The organism is Planctomyces sp. SH-PL62 (assembly GCF_001610895.1).
Taxonomy (GTDB): domain Bacteria; phylum Planctomycetota; class Planctomycetia; order Isosphaerales; family Isosphaeraceae; genus Paludisphaera.
Genome location: NZ_CP011273.1, coordinates 5203489 through 5221650, shown reverse-complemented (window position 1 = coordinate 5221650; position 18162 = coordinate 5203489). Strand labels below are relative to the sequence as shown.

At 70.5% G+C, this 18162-nt stretch carries 16 protein-coding genes and 1 pseudogene; 13 read left to right on the top strand and 4 right to left on the bottom strand.

The annotated features are described in order from the left end of the window. Positions 1 to 142 precede the first annotated feature (142 nt). The 11 genes from VT85_RS20180 to VT85_RS20130 all read left to right on the top strand — a co-directional run bounded on the left by VT85_RS20180 (position 143) and on the right by VT85_RS20130 (position 9608). Complete coding sequence (locus VT85_RS20180; RefSeq protein ID WP_068419454.1) at positions 143 to 1360, top strand: GspE/PulE family protein; 1218 nt, start codon at positions 143 to 145, stop codon at positions 1358 to 1360. Positions 1361 to 1437: 77 nt separating this feature from the next. After that, positions 1438 to 2595 (top strand): type II secretion system F family protein, encoded by a 1158-nt coding sequence (locus VT85_RS20175; protein WP_082858761.1) that lies wholly within the window; start codon positions 1438 to 1440, stop codon positions 2593 to 2595. Between the two features lie 65 nt (positions 2596 to 2660). Beyond that, positions 2661 to 3890, top strand: coding sequence for a type II secretion system F family protein (locus VT85_RS20170; RefSeq protein WP_068419449.1), 1230 nt, complete (start codon positions 2661 to 2663; stop codon positions 3888 to 3890). A 31-nt stretch (positions 3891 to 3921) separates the two neighbouring features. Continuing rightward, positions 3922 to 4167 carry a hypothetical protein gene (locus tag VT85_RS20165; protein ID WP_156512971.1) on the top strand — a complete coding sequence of 82 codons (246 nt, stop codon included), beginning with the start codon at positions 3922 to 3924 and terminating at the stop codon, positions 4165 to 4167. 1 nt (position 4168) lies between these two features. Then, positions 4169 to 5416 (top strand): type II secretion system F family protein, encoded by a 1248-nt coding sequence (locus tag VT85_RS20160; RefSeq protein WP_082858760.1) that lies wholly within the window; start codon positions 4169 to 4171, stop codon positions 5414 to 5416. Next, positions 5413 to 5841 carry a hypothetical protein gene (locus tag VT85_RS20155; protein WP_156512970.1) on the top strand — a complete coding sequence of 143 codons (429 nt, stop codon included), beginning with the start codon at positions 5413 to 5415 and terminating at the stop codon, positions 5839 to 5841. The genes VT85_RS20160 and VT85_RS20155 overlap by 4 nt, the downstream gene beginning before the upstream one ends. Further along, positions 5838 to 6380, top strand: coding sequence for a hypothetical protein (locus tag VT85_RS20150; RefSeq protein ID WP_156512969.1), 543 nt, complete (start codon positions 5838 to 5840; stop codon positions 6378 to 6380). The genes VT85_RS20155 and VT85_RS20150 overlap by 4 nt, the downstream gene beginning before the upstream one ends. After that, positions 6377 to 6778 carry a hypothetical protein gene (locus VT85_RS20145; protein WP_068419439.1) on the top strand — a complete coding sequence of 134 codons (402 nt, stop codon included), beginning with the start codon at positions 6377 to 6379 and terminating at the stop codon, positions 6776 to 6778. The genes VT85_RS20150 and VT85_RS20145 overlap by 4 nt, the downstream gene beginning before the upstream one ends. A 26-nt stretch (positions 6779 to 6804) precedes the next feature. Next, a complete protein-coding gene (locus tag VT85_RS20140; RefSeq protein ID WP_068419437.1) occupies positions 6805 to 7731 on the top strand; it encodes a DUF1559 domain-containing protein in 927 nt (308 codons plus the stop codon). A gap of 28 nt (positions 7732 to 7759) precedes the next feature. After that, entirely contained in the window at positions 7760 to 8719 is a 960-nt protein-coding gene (locus VT85_RS20135; RefSeq protein WP_068419434.1) for a DUF1559 domain-containing protein, read from the top strand. Next, a complete protein-coding gene (locus tag VT85_RS20130) occupies positions 8703 to 9608 on the top strand; it encodes a DUF1559 domain-containing protein (protein ID WP_082858759.1) in 906 nt (301 codons plus the stop codon). Before VT85_RS20135 ends, VT85_RS20130 begins: the two co-directional genes overlap by 17 nt. Before the next feature lie 188 nt (positions 9609 to 9796). Here VT85_RS20130 and VT85_RS20125 read toward each other — a convergent pair whose 3' ends face one another. The 3 genes and pseudogenes from VT85_RS20125 to VT85_RS20120 form a co-directional block, all read right to left on the bottom strand. Next, positions 9797 to 12760, bottom strand: a complete 2964-nt coding sequence (locus VT85_RS20125) for a DUF6797 domain-containing protein (protein ID WP_197490898.1) — start codon at positions 12758 to 12760, stop codon at positions 9797 to 9799. A 197-nt stretch (positions 12761 to 12957) separates the two neighbouring features. Next, positions 12958 to 13575: pseudogene (locus tag VT85_RS29330) on the bottom strand (sugar phosphate isomerase/epimerase family protein); the annotation flags it as partial. A gap of 372 nt (positions 13576 to 13947) precedes the next feature. Then, positions 13948 to 15225: a hypothetical protein gene (locus tag VT85_RS20120; RefSeq protein WP_156512968.1), complete on the bottom strand. Its 1278-nt coding sequence runs from the start codon at positions 15223 to 15225 to the stop codon at positions 13948 to 13950. A 314-nt stretch (positions 15226 to 15539) separates the two neighbouring features. Here VT85_RS20120 and VT85_RS20115 point away from each other — a divergent pair, with 314 nt between their 5' ends. Next, complete coding sequence (locus tag VT85_RS20115) at positions 15540 to 16916, top strand: alginate O-acetyltransferase AlgX-related protein (protein WP_082858758.1); 1377 nt, start codon at positions 15540 to 15542, stop codon at positions 16914 to 16916. A 19-nt stretch (positions 16917 to 16935) separates the two neighbouring features. Here the strand turns inward: VT85_RS20115 and VT85_RS20110 are convergent, their stop codons facing one another. Further along, entirely contained in the window at positions 16936 to 17433 is a 498-nt protein-coding gene (locus tag VT85_RS20110; RefSeq protein ID WP_068419425.1) for a DinB family protein, read from the bottom strand. 338 nt (positions 17434 to 17771) lie between these two features. On the opposite strand from VT85_RS20110, the gene VT85_RS20105 reads away from it, so the two are divergent. Next, complete coding sequence (locus tag VT85_RS20105) at positions 17772 to 18137, top strand: hypothetical protein (RefSeq protein WP_068419423.1); 366 nt, start codon at positions 17772 to 17774, stop codon at positions 18135 to 18137. The last annotated feature ends 25 nt before the right edge of the window (positions 18138 to 18162 follow it).

Genomic DNA, 18162 nt, shown 5'->3' with positions numbered 1-18162 from the left:
CCCTCCGACGGACCCGAATGCCTGTCGGCCCGCATGTCCGGTGTGCGGCGGGCGGCTGGTCGAACGGCGGGGGAAGCTCCTCTGCTCGCGCTGCCATACGATCTGCGAGACCTGCTGCGAGGGGGGTCGGGGGTGATTTGACATGACCGGACCGCTCCTCTCGGGAACCCTGAAGGCCCTCGATCCGGGATCGCCCCGGTACGCCACCGAGGTCGTCGACGCCGTGCTCGCCGGTGCCGAGCGCGCGGGGGCCAGCGACGTCCACATCCGGCCCCTGGCCGACGGCCTCGACGTCCGGTGGCGGATCGACGGCGTTCTCCACCCGGTCGCCGTCCTGCCCAAGGCGGGATCGCCCAACGTCGTGGCCCGCCTGAAGGTCTTGGCCGAGCTGCTCACGTACAAGACCGACGCCCCCCAGGAAGGCCGCATTCGCCGCGCCCCGGACCGGGTCGAGATGCGGCTCTCCACGTTTCCCACGCTCCACGGCGAGAAGGCCGTCGTCCGGCTGTTCGGCGGACCCGGCCGATTCCTGGTGCTGGATGACCTGGGCCTCCCCGAGGAGGTCCGCGAGACCCTCTCCCGCCTGCTCGACGAGACCTCCGGCGCGATCGTGCTCGCCGGCCCGGCCGGCAGCGGCAAGACCACCACGATCTACGCCTGCCTCCGCGAGCTGGCACGCCGCACCGACGGCCGTCGCAGCCTGGCGACGCTGGAAGACCCGATCGAGTCCGCGCTCGACGGCGTCTCGCAGTCGCAGGTCGACGTGGCCGCCGGGCTGACGCTCGAAGCGGGCCTCCGCGCCCTGCTTCGGCAAGACCCCGAGGTCCTCGCGGTCGGCGAGATCCGCGACCGGGCGACCGCCGAGACCACGCTCCAGGCCGCGCTCACCGGCCACCTCACCCTGACGACCTTCCACGCCGGCAGCGCGTGCGAGGTCGTCGGCCGCCTGCTCGACATGGGGATCGAGCCCTACGCGATCCGCAGCGGCCTCCGCGCCATGGTCGCCCTCCGCCTGGCCCGCAAGCTCTGCCCCTCCTGCTCGATCGAGACCGACGACCCGACCGCCTTTCTGGGGATCCCCGTCGCCTCCGCCCGGATCGCCCGCGGGTGCGCCGAGTGCGGCGGGTCGGGCTACTCCGGCCGCCTCGTCCTGGCCGAGATGCTCCCCCCGCTCGACGACGATCTCGGCCGGGCCGTCCTCGCCCGCGCCGACGTCCGCCGCCTCGAAGCGATCGCCGTCGAGGCCGGCATGAAAACCCGCTGGGCGCGCGCCTCCGCCGCCGTCGCGGAAGGCCGGACCTCCCCCGCCGAGATCCGCCGCGTTCTCGGCATGGACGGCCGTTTCCCCATCTCTTCCTGATCCCGCCCGACCCTGTCCGACAAATGTCGGAATTCCGTCGTCGCGGTGCTTGACGCCCTTTGACAGATGTGATAGACATGATTCTGTCACAAATGTCCGAGGCTGCGAGGCGGCTGTGGGCGAGGACGAACCGCGGGGGTGGCCGGATGGCGAGCACCGGGTCTGAAGGCGGCGGCGGGGTCGGTCGGCCGGTGACGGTCGAGGAGCTGGTCGCGCTCAACGAGGAGATCGCGGCCCTGGTGAAGGCCGGGTCGCCGCTGGAGGCGGGGCTGGGCCGCACGAGCGGCGAGCTTCCGGGCCGGCTCCGGGGGATCGCCGCGACGCTGGCGGGTCGGATGAAGCGCGGCGAGAGCCTGGTGGAGGCGCTCGACGCCGAGGCCGGATCGATCCCGCCCTTGTATCGCGCCGTGGTCGAGGCGGGGGTGCGGACGGGCGACGTGGGGAAGGCCCTGGCGGGGATGTCGAGCTACCTTCGGGGGTTCGTCGAGGCCCGCAATACGGTCGGCCTGGCCCTGTGGTATCCGCTGGTCGTCGCGACCCTGGCCTACGCGTTGTTCGTGGGACTCGTGGTCGTCGTCGCCCCGCGGTTCGCCGAGGCCTTCGCGTCGCTCGGCCTGCCGGCGACGCGGGCGCTCGAGTTCGTCGAGGGGATCGGCCGGACCGCCTGGCTCTGGTGGCCGATCTGGCCGATCGTGCTGGTGGCGATCGCCGTCGCCTGGGTGCGGTCGGGGAGGGCCTCGCGGCTGGACGCCTCCTCCTGGACGTTCCTGGGCCTCTTCCCCTGGATGCGTTCGCTGGTGCGGGACTATCAGTCGGCCGGGTTCGCCGACCTGCTCGCCCTGCTGCTGGAGAATCAGGTCGCGTATCCCAGGGCCGTCTCCCTGGCCGCCGAGGCGACGGGCGACGCCTCGCTGATCGCCGACGCACGCGGCCTCTCCCTCGAACTGGAGCGGGGAGCCTCGGCGCGGCAGGCGGTCGCGGACGGGGGCTTCCGATCGTTCGCCCCGATGCTCCGCTGGGTCCTGACGCACGGCCATTCCGAGGGCTCGGTGGTGGGGGCCCTCCGCAACCTGGCACCGATGTACCGCGCCCGCGCCGCGTTCAAGGCCGAGAAAATCCGCATCTTCCTGCCGTCGCTCATCATGATCGTCGTGGGGACGTCGGCGACCTTGCTCTACGCCCTCTCCCTGTTTCTGCCGCTGACCGGGATGCTGCGCGAGCTTGCGGGCCCCTGACCCGGGCGGTCGCGCTCCCCTCGTAAGGCCCGAACCGACCTACCCGAAGCCGAGGCGTGTCAGCCATGACGGAACCGCGAGACGAGAAGCAGACGGGCGGGGAGCTGACCCCGGACGAAGCGACCCGGTTGTCGCAGCACCTCGCCGGCGTCGCCAGGTCCGGGCTCCCGCTGGGGCCCGGCCTGCGGGCCCTGGCCGAGGAGACCCCGCGCGGGGCCTTCCGCGACGCCCTCCGGGGCCTGGCCGACGCCATCGAACGGGGCGTTCCGCTGGAGCAGGCGATCGCCAGCGAGGCGGGGGCGATCCCGCCCCACCTCCGCGGCCTCATCCGGGCGGGGCTCCGCACGGGCGACCTCGGCGAGGTCCTCGGCCGGTTCTCCGCCGTCGCGACCGTCGGTGCCGAGCTGAAGCGATCGTTCTGGCTCGGCCTGGCCTACCCGCTGTTCGCGATCGCCCTGGCCGTCGTGCTCTGGGTCCTCGTCGACGTGCTGATCGTGTCCAGGTTCGAAAACATCTTCATGGACTTCGGCATCTCCCTCCCGGTGATGACCCGCGTCCTCCTGTTCGTCTCGCACGCCGCGCGGACGGGATGGCCGATCCTGGCGGCGCTCCTGGCGGTCCTGTTAGGCGCCTGGCTGTTCACCGGGCTGGTCCTCTCGCGGGCGACGCGCAACAGCCTGTTCGCCCGGATGCCGATCATCGGGGCGCTCTGGCGATACACCTCGTGGGCCGAATTCTGCCACCTGCTGGCGATGCTCCTGGAATCCAAGCTGCCGCTCCCCGAGGCGCTCCGGCTCACCGGGGCGGGGGTCGAGGACGCGGACGTGCACCTGGCCTGCCGCGCGATGGCGCTCCAGGTGGAGAAGGGGGCGGCACTCTCGACCGCCATGGAAGGGGAATCGATCGCGACGCCGAGGGGTCCGTTCGGGCCGCTAGACCCGGGCGAGCCCAAGCCGGCGACGTCCGAGGGGGGCGCCGGGGACGCCGATTTCGAGGGCTCGCCCGCGCCGGCGCTGGACGACCTGGTCGACGCCAGGGCTGGCGCCCGGGCGATCCGCCGCGCGATGCCCCGGGGGCTCCCCAGGCTCCTGCGCTGGGCCGAGGACCGGGCGGCGACCGTCGAGGTGCTGAAGATGGCCGCCGAGACGTTCCAGGCCCGCTCCCGCGCCGAGTCCTCGTTCGGCGGCGCCGTGCTGGCGTTCCTGGCGATGGTCGGCGTCTTCCTCGGCGTCGCCGTCATCGTGATCGGCATGTTCCTCCCCCTGATCACGCTCGTGTCCAAGCTCTCGGGCTGAGGCCGGATCGCTCTTGAGGAGATGAGATCATATGAGAAGCCTTGCGAGATTGGCGAGCCTCAGGGTCTGCGACGAGTCGACGGCCCTGCGATTCGCGCAGGCGGCGTGCTTCGCGGCGGGCGCGGCGATCCTGCCGGTCGCCCTGCTGGGCCTCGCGCGGTTCGAGCCCTCGCGGGTCGAGATGTTGCTGGGCTGCCTGGCGGCGTCCGCCGTGAGCGTCGGATTCGTGACGTTGGGGCTGATCCTCGAGGTCCTGGTCGTACTTCGGAGTCGTTGACATGAGCCAGGCGCGGGAGACGGGCGGTTCGGGTTCAGCGGGTCCACCGGTCGACCTACCGGGGCCGACGGTCGCCGGCGGCGAGCCGTTGCGACTGTGGCACCTGCTGATCCTCGTGTTCGGAGTGGCGCTCTTCTTCGGCGCCTTCGCCGCGATCGGCGGCTGGGCCGTCGTGCTGCTCATCCTCCTGACGCTGGCGCTGATCGTCGGCCTGGTGGTGGTGGGGGTCCGCGGCCGCGCCGGGCAGAGATACTCGCTGCTCTGGATGCTGGCGATCGCCGCCGACCATCGCATGCCGCTGGCGACGACGGTGGAAGCCTTCGCGAACCAGTATCGCGGCCGGTTCCGCCGCCGCCTGTCGCGCCTGGCCGCGTCCCTCGAACAGGGGGCCTCGCTCTCCGAGGCCCTGCGCGGAGAGCCCGGCCTGATCCCGGCGGAGGCGGCCTTGCTCGTCCAAATCGGCGAGGATTCCGGGCGGGTGGGGCCGGCACTTCGCAAGGCGGCCGAGGTCCAGTCGACCCGGTCGGCGACCGGCACGACGCTCGGCTCGCAGGCGGCATACCTGCTGGGCGTGCTCCTGATCATGCAGGTGATCACGTCCTTCCTCCTCTATTTCATCGTGCCGAAGTTCGAGGCGATCTTCAACGACTTCGGCGTCCCCCTGCCCGCGTCGACGATCCTCCTCATCAGCGGTTCGCATTTCATGGTCGAGCGGCTGCTCGTCCCGATCTGGCTGCCGCTGCTGACGGTGGCCCTGATGCTCATCATCCCTCGCGCCCTGGCCGGCGGGGCGAGCGTCGACATCCCGCTGATCGGCCGCCTGTTCCGGCGTCGGCACGCGGCCCTCATCCTGCGCTCCCTGGCGATGACCGCCGAGGCCGATCGCCCCATTGAGAAGGGGCTGAAAATCCTGGCGAGCCGGTATCCGACCGGATGGGTCCGGCGGCGGCTCGCCTCGGTCGAACAGGAAGTGGCCCGCGGCGGCGACTGGCGCGACACGCTGCTGCGACACGGGCTCATCCGCCCGGCCGACCGCGAGGTCCTGACGTCGGCCGCGGCCGTCGGCAACCTCCCCTGGGCGATGACCGACCTGGCCGACGCGATCGACCGCCGCGCCGGGTTGAGGCTCGCCCTGCTGACGCAGGCGCTCTGGCCGCTCGTGATCCTGTCGATCGGGGCGCTCGTCTTGTTCCTGGCGATCGGGTTCTTCACCCCCTTGGTCGAGCTGATCGGGAGGCTTTCGGGATGATCGCGGTACGAGGGCGGCGGGCTCGCCGCGGGTCGTTGTTGATCGAGGCGGCGATGTCGGCCGTGATGCTGATGATCGCCATGACGCTGATCACGAAAGTGATCGGCGCCGTCGCCTCCGAGCGCCGGACGTGGGACCGACGCCAGTCGGCCGCCGTCGAGGCCGCCAACGTCGTGGAATTTCTGAAGGCCCGTCCCTTCGACGGCCTGACGCCCGACTCCGCCAGGGAGGTCGCCGCGAGGTCCCAGGCCGCCTCGCGCCTGCCGGGCGCCGAGGTGACGGCGGAGGTGACGGGCGACGACGCGGCCGGCGGCCCGGGGTCGAAGCGCGTCGCCGTCCAGGTCCGCTGGCGCAACCGGGCCGGCGACTTCGACGCCCCCGTCAAACTCACGACCTGGGTCCATCGCCGGAAGGAGGGGTCATGAGGGCTTCCGCAAGTCATCGAGCATCGGCCTCGCGTCGCGGCGTGACCCTGGTGGAGCTGGCGGTCCTGCTGGCGGCCGTGGCGGTGATGCTGGGACTGGGCGTGATGGTCCTGGGCCTGACGATGCGCCTGGAGGCCGACGGCCGCGCCGCGTTCGAGCGGTCGGAGACGCTCGGCCGCCTGGCCCGCCGCTTCCGGTCCGACGTCCACGACGCGCGGGGCCTGGCGCTCGACGGCCGGGTCCTCCGCCTGGAGCCGCACACCGGCCGGGGCGTGGAGTACCGCGTCGACGAGCGCGGAGACCTCGCGCGAGTCGTCGTCGAGGAGGGGAAGGACGCGGCCCGCGAGCCGTACCGCATCCCCCAGGCGATCGGCGCCAGGCTGGAGCTTCGCGAGATCGACGGCCGGCGGTTCGCGGCGTTGGCCGTCGACGTCCAGCCTCGTCCGGATCGCCTCGACCCGGTGCGGACCGTCGAGATCCTGGCCCTGGCCGCGCCGGCCGCCGCGAGCGCCACCCAACCCGAAGGAGCCAAGCCGTGAAGACCCCCCCAAGGCGGACTCGCCGGCGCGGGCTGACTTCCGTGGCCGTCCTCATCCTCCTGTTCGTGATCGCCCTGATCAGCGCCGAGCTGGTCCGGCTGGGCGTCGCCTATCGCGACCGGACGAGCTCGAACGAGCGGGCGATGCAGGCCGATCTGCTGGCCGACGCGGGCGTCGACCGGGCGCTCGCCCGGCTCTCGGCCGAGCCCGGCTACCAGGGCGAGCGCTGGGAGATCCCGGCCGATGCCCTGGACGCGGCGGCCGTGGTGACGATCCGCGTGGAGACGAACCCGACCGGCGGCGGGGCGCGGGTGGTCCGCGTCCAGGCCGACTACCCCCCCGACCCCCCGCGCCGCGCCCGATCGAGCCGCGAGGTCGACGTGCCCGAAACGCCCTGACATCCTAGCGATCGAGGAGTCCCGACATGATCCCGCGTATTCTGGATTCGCCCGCACGCCGACGGCGGGGCTTCACGCTGATCGAGCTGCTGGTGGTCATCGCCATCATCGCCGTCCTGGTCGCCCTCCTGCTGCCCGCCGTGCAGGCGGCCCGCGAGGCCGCCCGCCGCGTGACCTGCGTCAACAACCTGATGCAGATCGGCGTGGCGCTGCACAACTACGAGGGGGCCTTCGAGGTCCTCCCCCCCGGCGTCGTCGACGAGGGGAAGGGGCCGGTCCTCGACCAGCCCAAGGGCTACGGCTTCAACTGGCTCGCCCGGCTGACGCCCTACATGGAGCTGAAGAACGTCTACAATCACTTCAACTTCAACATCAGTCTTTACGACCAGTCCAACTTCACGACGCGGCATAACCTGGTCCGCTCGTTCCTCTGCCCGTCCGACGGCGCGAATCTGATGCGCAACCCGCAGGGGATCCCGCTGTCGAACTACGCCGGCGTGCACCACGACGTCGAGGCCCCGATCGCCGCCGACAACCGAGGCGTCCTCTTCCTCAACAGCGCCATCCGGTATGAGGAGATCACCGACGGGACCAGCCAGACGCTGTTCGTCGGCGAGAAGCGCAACGACGGCCTCGACCTGGGCTGGGCGTCGGGGACGCGGGCGACCCTCCGCAACACCGGGACGCTCGTCAACGCGTCGGCGAGCCAGCCGGTCTGGACCGAGGACGGCCCGGTCGATCCGGGGAGCCTCCTGCGCCCCGGCGACGAAAAGCAGGCGACCGAGGACGCCCTCAAGTTCGTCGGCGGGTTCGGCAGCCCGCACCCGGGCGGGGCCAACTTCGTCTTCGGCGACGGCTCGGTCCGGTTCATGAAAAGCTCGATCTCGGCCGAGGTCTTCCGCCGGCTCGGCAACCGGGCCGACGGCGAGATGCTGAGCGACGATTCGTACTGACCCCGCGCGTCGGTGAGGGAGACGAACCATGAGACGCCGGACCGGCTTCACCCTGATCGAGATGATCGCCGTGCTGGGGATCATCGCGGTGATCCTCTCGCTCCTGCTCCCCGCCCTCCTGTGGGGGAACGAGGCCGCGCGACGGATCCAGTGCATCAACAATCTGAAGCAGATCCACCTGGCCCTCCAGAGCTATCAGGGGACGTTCGAGGTCTATCCCCCGGGCGTGGTGGACGACGCGCGACCGTTCTCGGAGTCGGCCGCGACGTACCGCATGGGCTGGGCGGCGTCGCTCCTCCCCTTCGCCGAGCAGCAAGGCGTCTACGGCGCGATCAACTTCAGCCTCGGCGCGACGGACTCGGGCAACTCGACGGCGCGTCGGATCACGATGTCGACGTTGCGATGCCCGGACGCCGACCCGAGGGGCAACTGGGCCGCGGCGTCCTGGGGACTCCTGGGGACGGCCCCGGCGCAGCCCGCCGCGTGGGAGATGGGCCGGACGAGCTACGCGGCGGTGCACCACGACGTGGAGAAGGCGATCGACGTGGACGACCACGGCGTCTTCTTCCTCAACAGCCGGCTTCGCGCGGCCGACGTCTCGGACGGGCTCTCGCAGACGTTGTTCTTCGGGGAGGTCGCCTACCCGACGGCCGCCGGCTGGTTCCTGGGGGGCCGCAGCTCGCTCCGCAACACGGGCTCGCCGATCAACGGGGTCGACGTCGCGGCGCTGGGGGACGCGGGACGGTCGGAAGCGTGGCTCGCCTCGCCCCGGACGCCCGCCGCGCTGGAGGAGGGGATCGCCGACGGGACGCTCGTCGCGCCCCCCGGCTACGTCGGCGGATTCAGCAGCAATCACCGGGGCGACGGCGCGGTCTTCGCGTTCGGCGACGGCTCGGTCCGGTTCCTGAGGGCCTCGATCGCCCCGGCCGTCTATCGCGCGCTCGGGCATCGGTCGGACGGGGAGGAGATCGATGACGATGCGTACTGAGGCCGCCCCGCGACGACTCGCCGGGTTCACGCTGATCGAACTGATGATCGTCGTCGGCGTCATCAGCGTGCTCATCTCGCTGCTGCTGCCGGCCGTGCAATCGGCCCGCGAAGCCGCCCGGCGGATCCAGTGCACGAACAACCTGCTGCAACTGGGCGTCGCCCTGGAGAACTACGCCGCGTCCAACCGGGTCTATCCCCCCGGCGTGGTCGACTTTCAGGGGCCGATCACGAACGACCCGACCGGCTACCGCTTCGGATGGGCGGCGCGGATCCTGCCGTTCCTGGAGCGGCGGAACGTCTACAATCACCTGAATTTCATGCTCGGCGCGTATGCCGGCGGGAACGCCTCCGCGATCGAGCTGCGAATCGGCACCTTCTCCTGTCCCTCGAATCCGTTCTCCCAGGCGATGAACTACGCCGCATGTCATCATGACGTGGAGAAGGCGATCGACGTGGACGACCACGGCGTCTTCTTCCTCAACAGCCACATCACGCGTGCGGATCTGGTCGACGGCCCCGCGTACACGATCCTGGTGGGCGAGACGTCGATGGCCGGCGTCCTCGGCACCTGGGCGATGGGGACCTCGGCCACGATTCGCAACGCCGGATGGGGCGTCAACCAGGAAGACGCGCAGGAACTCGTGATGCAGAAGCGGGGGGCCGTGGCCGGTCGCCTGTTCGATCCGGTCGTCCTCCAGGCGATGATCGAGGACGGCACGCTCACCCCCGAACTGGTCGGCGGCTTCTCCAGCAAGCACCCCGGCGGGGCCAATTTCCTCATGGGCGACGGCTCCGTGCGCTATCTCAAGTCGCGCATCAACCGCGCCGTCCTCCGCTCCCTCGCCCATCGCTCCGACGGCGCCCTCGTCGACGGCGACGCCTACTGAGAGCCCGGCGGGGAGCCAGACCGCGCAGGCGCCGGATGAAGCAGAAGACGCGCGAGTCAGCCGTCGGGATTCGCAATCCGGCCGCCTGAAGCGCCGACGGTCTTGGTGCTCGTCACCCCCTCATCCGGCCCTGCGGGCCACCTTCCCCCGCGAGGGGGAAAGGACGTTGGGGGGCGCGAGGCGTGGCGTCATTCGACGGTCATTACGCCGTTCATGACCATCCAGTGGCCGGGGAAGCTGCAAAGGTAGGGGTAGCGGCCGGGGGTGTCCGGGGCCTTGAAGTGGATGACGGCTTTCTTGTCGGGGTCGACGATGTCGACGTAGGCGAGGACGTCATCGGTCTGGGGGATGTAGTTCCGCATCGCGGCGTCGGGCTCGGCGATGATCTTGTTGACGAGGTCGCCGACCGTCGCCAGCGAGCCGGGGCGGAGCAGCACCCAGTTGTGGGGGACGACGTCGGGGTTGGTGAAGGTCAGCCGGATGGTCTCGCCGGCCTTCACCTTGAACGCCGGGACCGTGTACGTCAGGTTCTTCCCGGCGGCGATCTCGACCGCGCGGGCCTTGGGGAGCTTGGCGGCCCAGGGGTTGGGGGCCTTCTTGAATTTCAGGGCGGCCATGTCGGCGAGGATCGGCTGGGCCGCGATCGTCTTCGGCTCGGGCCGGTAGCCCTCGAACTCGGTGAACGGCGGCGCGAGCTTGTGGACGGTCGCGAAGAGTTCCTGGGGCGCATCCCCGCCGACGTCCAGGCGCAGGTGGAGCGTGTTCACCGGCTGGAGGTCGGGGATCTCCAGGAACAGCGTCCGGCCGTCGCCCAGGACGTGGGCCGAGCGGATCGGCAGGACGTCGTGCCCCGGCGTCCCTGGGTGCCGGGTCGAGTATTCCAGCGAGCCGTAGCCGCTGCTGTATCGGTAGTTCCAGGCCTGCGCGAAGCACGCGCCGGGCTGGGCGACGACGGCCGGGTCGACGGGGAGGTGGAACGTCAGGACCACGCCGTTCTCGACCGCCCGGATCGACTTCGGCGTCTGGACCGGGTCGCCGGTGTAGCGGAGCCGCTGGAAGCAGCCGTCGAGCGACGAATAGGTCCCCCAGCCGGCCTGGCCGCAGACGTAAAGCTGGCCGTCTCGCGGGCTGAACCGGCCGCGATGGATGCCGGAGAGATAGTCGCCGGGGAGCGGGACGACGGCTCCCTGGGGCTGGCCGTCGACCTCGTCGCGAAGGACCAGGAAGGCCGCCGCCCCGCCGAACGACAGGTGGACGAGGTTCCCCTGGAACGGCGTCCAGCGGTCGCCCGTCACCTCGACCTGGGCCGAGCTGGAGTTGTCGATCCCGCGCGGGAGGTAGACGAGGGGGAGGGCGGGGGGCCTGTCATCTTTGGGGCCGGGGTAGCCGTAATGGGCGCCGGGCCGGATCTCGCAGATCTGCGAGGTGGGGACCCATTCGCCTTCGGACTGGGGCGTGGTGAGGACGCCGGCCCTGGTGAGCCCGAGCCCGTCCGGGTTGCGGAAGCCGGTGGCGAGCACCTCGGGGGGGCCGCCGTCGGCGGGGACGCGAAGCAGGCCCTGGGGGCCGGAGGCCGTGTAGAAGTTCCCGGCCGCGTCGCGTTCGAGCCCGCAGACGAAGTCGTGGCCGGACGGGGAGGTCAGGTAGGCGTTGTTGACGCAGCGGTGGAAATCGGCCTCGCCGTCGCCGTCGAGGTCTTGCAGTTCGGTGATCTGGTCTCGGCCCACGACGTAGACCTTGCCGTCGGCGACGACCACCCCCTGCGGCTGGTGCAGGCCCGAGGCGTACCGCCGCCAGGCCACGTTCGCCAGGTCGTCGTTCAGGCCCTCGACCCGCCAGACGTCCCCTTCCATCGTGGCGATCATCGCCGTGCCGTCGGGCAGGAAGTCGAGCCCGCCGAAGAACATCAGGGCCTTCCACGGGTTCTCGAACGGCGGCTCGATCGTGTCGATCGCGAACGGTCGAGACTGGCCGAGCTTGCCGTGGGTGACGAGCACCTGGGGCCATTGCGCGGCCCCGCCGCGCGTGAGGTCGCGGAGCCGGTGCGAGGCGGCCGGGCCGGCCTCCCGCACGAACCGGCCGGACTCGTCCACCCAGGGGGCGTCGAGCCAGTCCTCGCCGTCGATCGTGTACGAGAAGATCACGCGCTTGCCGTGTCGGTAGTATCCCTTGTAGACGAACGGCCCGCCGGGCGCGGCGGCTTCGGGCCGTGGCAGGGGCTGGCCGTCCTGGATCAGGCCCTCCATGAAGCCGTGGCGGACGCTGGAGAAGCGGACGAAGCCGCCGGTCCAGAGCGCCTCATAGGTCAGCGTCTGGGGGTTGAAGCAGGCGGAGAGCTCGCCGTTCTCGCCCAGCCGCAGGCAGACGGCCTTGGGGATGGTGAGGCCCTCGGCCCGGAAGACGCCCGCCAGGACCGAGCCCAGGTCGCTCTCATTCCAGCGGCCGTCGGCCCAGGTGGACTCGTTCTGGTTGCCCCAGTGGCCCGACTTGCCGCCGTCGAGGCCGGGGTACATCGGCAGCAGCGACGGCGGATTCGCCTGCTTGCGGAAGTGGTCCGCCTCCTTGGCGTAGAAGTCGAAGACCCGGTTCCGGTTCACATGGTCGTCGGCGCTGGTGTAGAACTCGGGGCGGAGGGGCTTCTGGTCGTACGCGAACTCGGCCGGGGCGTGGGCGTGCGCCGGCGGGGTCAGCGAGGGGGTCATCACCCCCTCGGCCCCCAGGGTCAACAGGAAGCTGACAAGGTCGCTCCGCTCGCGAGGGGACATCGAGGAGGCCAGGCCCTCGGGCATCAGGGTGCCCAGGGGCTTGACCTCCTCGATCGAGTCTTTCGCGATCGGGACGACTTCGCCGGAGGCCGCGTCGCGGACCTGGACCTCGGCCGGGGTCTCCGCCGCCTTGTAACCCTGGACGAACCGGCCGTCGTCGAGGGCGAAGGCGAACGCCTCGTAGCCCTCCTTGACCGTGCGCCGGGGCCAGAGCACCGAGGCGATGATCTCCTCGGGCGTCGTCGTCCGGGTCAACGTGGTCAGCTCGGGACCGATCCCTCCACCCACCTCGCCCACCTTGTGGCAGGAGAAGCAGGTGAAGCGGACGTCGGTAAACGCCGACGCGCCCCGAGTGGGGTCGCCCTCGCGTCTTGCGGCTTCCAGCACGGTCGCGACTTCCTGCGCCTCCGCCGGCGAGAGCCCGGCCGCGGCGGCCGGGGCGGGCAGGGGGGGACCGGCGTGCGCGGGGTGGGTCTGGGGCCGGGCGCCGCGCCGTCGAGCTGGGGGACGAGCCAATCCAGGCCGTCGAGGTTGTCGCGGAGCCGCTCCTCGGCGTCGTCCTGCGTGTGGCCGAGGATGCCGATCAGGCCCGTGTAGCCGCTCTCCCGGATCGTGCGGAGGATCTCCAGGTCGAGCCCGCCCTGGCCCAGCGGCAGGATCTTGCGGGCCCCTCCGTCGCCGCCGGGGTCCATGCCGTTGATGTTCAGGGCCAGGAGATACGGCATCATCGTCTGCAACAGCGGCTTCAGGCGGTCGACGTGCGGGTGCCCGTGGTGCAGGTTGTAGACGAGGCCGACGTTCGCGACCCCGTCCTGCTTCAGCCGCTCGATGATCGCGATCTGGTTCTCAGGCTCGCCGAACCAGCCGCCGTGGTTGTAGAGGGCCACGGTGCAGCCGATCTCGGCGGCGGCCTGGGCCAGCGGCTTGATCCGCGCGACCCCTTCGGCCACGCGACGCTCCTGCTCGGCTCCCTCAGCCGGGTCGGCCCCGAGATCCGTCAGAATCCAGAGCTGAGACTTGAGGCCGTGCCGCTTGAGCAGGTCCAGGATGCGCCTGGAGTCGTCGTTCAGCTCGCCGGGGCACCAGAACGCGTCGAGCGCGACGCCGTGCCGCTTGAGGGCCTCGACCTCCTGGTCGAACGTCGGGACGTGCTCGGCCCGCCAGTCGTAGGCGAAGTGCGTGAAGCCCAGACGTTCCAGCATCGCCGCCCGCTCCTCGGGGGTGCGATTCTTGGAATCGAAGGGGACGATGCACCAGGCCGTCAGGTTGTCGCGGGCGAAGATCCCGGCGGCCTTCGCGTCCTTCGGCGTGCCCGCTTCGGGCGAGTCCTGGGCTTCGGGCTGTTGCGCCTGCACCCGGACCACGTCGGCGCCGAAGAGGCCGAGGAGGGCGAGGAGAAAGGCCCGGGCGATCGTCCGCGAGCGGGGGCGGGGCGAAGGCGGCTTCGGCATGTGTAAACCCTTGGTGACCGGGCGGGGGCCGGGGGATGTTCGGCGAAGGGCGACGGCGCGCCTCCACATCCCCAGGGTATCGCCCGGCCGCCATCGGGGCAACCGGTGGGGGGCGGCCCCGAATCAGGGAGTCGTCCGCCAGTATTCCGGCAGGTCGGGCTTCGTGGCGAGCAGGATTTCGAGGATCGCCTTGCGTTCCTCGGGGGTGCGACGGGCATAGGCCGGCGACCGATCCTGACCGCTGAGGACTTCCCAGAGCCGACGGTACGTCCGCTCCTTGACGGGGGCGGGGAGGGCGTCGAACGCCTTGGAGTAGATCAAGTAGCTGCACGGATACTTGAACAGGCGGGTCGACAGGTCGAAGTCGCGGAGCGATCGGCCCTGCGGGTCGCGAGGCCCCCGCGCGGCGAACTCGGCGGCGAACGGGGACGAGCCCTCGACCCGATCGGTGAGCTCGGTCTCCTCGACGAACAGCATGTACTTCACGAGATGCTCGGCCGGGCTCTCGAAGCGCCGGGCGGTGCTCTCGGAGAGGGCGTCCTCGGGCTCGCCGAACGCCTTGTTGATCTCCTTGGCGTACTGCATCGCCAGCTTCGCCTGGTAGTTCGCCACGGCGATCAGGTTCTGCATCTTGACCTGATGCTCCAGCACCAGGAGCGCGACGACGTCGCTGTGGGACGAGAGGTACGGCCTGACGTTCAGCCGCTTCGAGACGTCCATCAGGCTGGCTTCGGCCCGAGCGTCGGGCGCCAGGGTTCCGTCCTCCAGCCTCGTGAGGATGTTCCCCATGTGCGGCTGGGAACCCGTCGTCCCCGTGACGTACCAGCCCCCCCAGCGTTCCTTCAGGGGGCTCTCATGGGTGCTGATGTAGCTCCCCGCGCTGAAGACGGGGCGGCCGGAGGGCTCGGTCGGGATCGACCGGACGAGGTGGCCGGGGACGTCCTGCGTCTTCCCGGAGACGTGGCACTGGAGGCAGTCGTGCGTCCGTCGCTCGATCTCGGGCGTCTCGTCCGCCGTCTGGTCGAGCAGGTAGAAGACCGCCCCCAGCTCGGGGTCCACGGCCGAGAACTCGATCGATTCCCCCCCCTTGACGTACCCGATGTAGACCTCGTCGTTGAAATACAAGGCCCGGGGCGTCTGCGGAGAGATCCGAGAACTCTGGAAACTCGTCTTCGAGAAGACGAGGACCTGAGAGGAGACCGGGATGTCCAGCGCCTGGAGGACGGCTCGCAGATACCCCTGCGGTCCCTCTTTCTCCAGCACGAGCTTCTTGGACTCGACGAGCTTCTGCAGCCCGGCGACGGGGTCCTGGGCCTCGGCCGACATGTAATTGATCGGCTCGCGCTCGTACGGCAGGTCGGCCCTGGCGACGACGCAGCAGGCCGCCAGGGCGACCGCCACGCATCCTCGCGCCAGCATCCGGCGCGTGAGGGCCCCAGGGGCCGTTCCCCGGCGGTTGTTTCGTCGACCGTCTCCGGCAAGCGGCGGGGGCGGAGAGGGTCGGGATCCAACATGGTTTCTCGAATAGTTTACCATGAGGTCTAGATTACCCTCCGTCAAAGGGTGAGCCAAACAAGATCCGGGCGATTCGTGGATTTTGTGCACCTACGCGTACGCGGTCCGCCGTTGACAGGAATCCGCATCGCGCCCCTAATCCGACTCCCGCCGGGAGGGTCCCGGGTGGGCAGGCTGCGGGGAGGGGGGGCGAGCGGGCGATGGAGCGACGGAAACGCGCCTTGCGGATGCTGGTTTTCGCGGCCTGGGCGGCGTCAGTCGTGCTGGCCCTTCGTTTCGGCGCCACCGCGTTCGATACCAATCCCGAGCATCTCGTCGGCCTCCTGGGCCTGGCCTACCTCGCGGCCTGGGGGCCGTTCTTCGTCTTCTCGACGCACGGCCCCGCCGGGACGCTGGGGCGATTCGCGCTCTGCACGGCGACGCTCGGGCTCGCGCTCGGCGCGCTGGAACTCCCGGCGCTGTTGCGACTGATCGATTATCGCGTCGTCTTCACGGCGCCGACGCCCCCCTGGCGGCGTTCGGGGAACCAGCCCGATGCGGACCTGATCTACGTCCGCGAGCCCCACCAGCGGACTCGGTTCCGCTACGACGGCGCCGAATTGTACGGACTTCGCGGCGCGAAGCCCTGGCGGCGGTACAACTGCGAGCTGATCACCGACGCCAACGGCTTCCGAAACCCGACCGACGCCGACCGCTCCGACGTCGTGGTCGTCGGCGATTCGTTCATCGAAGGGCTCCATGTCGAGGCCGACGACCTGGTGACGACCCGGCTGGCGGGGCTCCTCGGCCGGGGCGTCGTCAACCTGGGACGCACCGGCTACGGCCCGCAGCAGGAGTGGAACGTCCTCAGACGCTTCGGGGTGGGCTATCGGCCGTCCGCCTGCGTCTGGGCCTTCTACGAGGGGAACGACCTCCAGGATCTTCACGAGTACGACGCGAACCAGAAGAACCTGCGCTACATCCTCGACAGCCGCCGGGCCGAGGGGGCCTACGGCCGGAGCTTCGCCCGCAACGGCCTCGGGTTCCTCATCAGGAACTGGATCCGTCCCGATCCGACCCGGCCCGCCGAGGCGTACACGGGGCTGTTCCACGACCGCGACGGTCGCGAAATCCCGCTCTACTTCGGCACGGGCATTCAGCATGGGTCCGGGGGACCGGATTTCCCGCGCGGGGACTCGCCCGAGTTGAAGCGGGTGCAGGCCATCCTGGCCGACGCGTACGCGCTCTGCCGCGAGAACGGCGTCGATTTGGTCGTCGCGTTCGTGCCCGCCAAGCTGCGGGTCTACCGCGACTTCTGCCGGTTCGCGGCCGACTCCCCCTGCAACGATTGGCCGTCCGACGACCTGCCGGACGACCTTCGGCGGGCGGTCGAGGAGATCGCGCCGGACGTCGGCTTCGTGGACCTCACCGGGCCGTTCCGCGCGTCGGCCGCGTCGGGCGGGCTGGCCTATCTCCCCGACGACACCCACTGGTCGGAGGAAGGGCATCGCATCGCGGCCGAGGCGATCGCCCCCGTGCTGGAGCGTCGCCTCGGCCGTCTCGCGGGCGATCCGGTCGTCGCGCCCGCGAGGCGCTGATTTCGATCGCGATCGCGGATCAGGCGAACGACGTCCCGGCGACGACGAACGTCTTGGTCATCATCTTGCGGAGCAGCATGACCTCGCCGATGTGGCGGGCCTCATCCTGCATGGCGATCAGGATCGTGCGGCGGGCCGAGCGCTCGGGCTTGCCCGGGTCGGCGGCGTCGAGCTGGTCCGGCGTCAGGCCGGCGAAGACCTCGCGGAGCCGTCGGTGCTGCTCCGACAGGGCCGTCGTCACCACCGCCAGCGGCGGCCATTCCTCGGTGCGGATATGCGCCGGGTTGCTCTCCCAGCTGAACATCTTGAGCCAGTTCTCGGGGAGCTGCGCCGGGACTCCCAGGGCCCGCGAGGCCAGGAATTCGGCCACCACGAAGTTGTGGCCGGCGTGCCACAGGCAGGAGTTCTGAAGGTTCGGCGGCGCCCATCTTGCGTGTACGTCGTCCAGGCCCTTGAGCACGTCGAGAGTCTTGGTGCGGACGTCGTCCCACAGGGTCAGTAGCGTCTGGTCGGACATTGGTCTTTCGCAACGCCCGGATCGGTCCGGGCGGCGTCTCCTGGAAGGGTGGATTGGCTCCGATTCCCGGACCCGGACGGGTTGGGGGGGCCAAGCTGACATCCTCTAAGGTCCGCCGGAAGGGCGCCGGTGGCAAGCCCATTCCGCGTGACGGCCTCGATCGGGGGTTCCCTCGGCCGGGATCCTCGCGGATAATCTGAACAAATGTCGCTTGGGTGCGGCGGATTATCCTTGCGTTCGAGCTGGGGCGGTCGGGATGATTCTAGGGAATCGAACGCCGGGGCGGGACGCGCGGATCACTTCGCAGTGAGGGGGCCGGTTCTCACCGGATCTCGGACATGAAATCCAGCAAGTCGGGCGGTCGGAAGTCCTCCGGGAGCGGGAAGGGTCAGGGGGGCGCCGTCGCGGCTCCGCGCCCGGTCATCCTCGATTTCGTGCAAAATCGGATCGCGGCCTATGACGGGATGATGGGAGGCGGCGTGGGGGTCCGGAAGGACCGCCACGGCTACACGCTCTTCCGCGAGGACTGCGGCGAGCCGCTCGCTCGGCTTCGGCCCCAGGCCGACGGCCGGTTCGCGGTCCTCTACTGGAACGTCTTCAACGAGCGCTGGCGGTCGGTCGGCGACTTCGGCGACGTCGTCCTGACCCTCGACGACGCCCTCGAATACATCGCCAAGGACCCCATGGACTGCTTCTGGCGCTGAGCCGCGATCGGGGGTCGATCTCGGC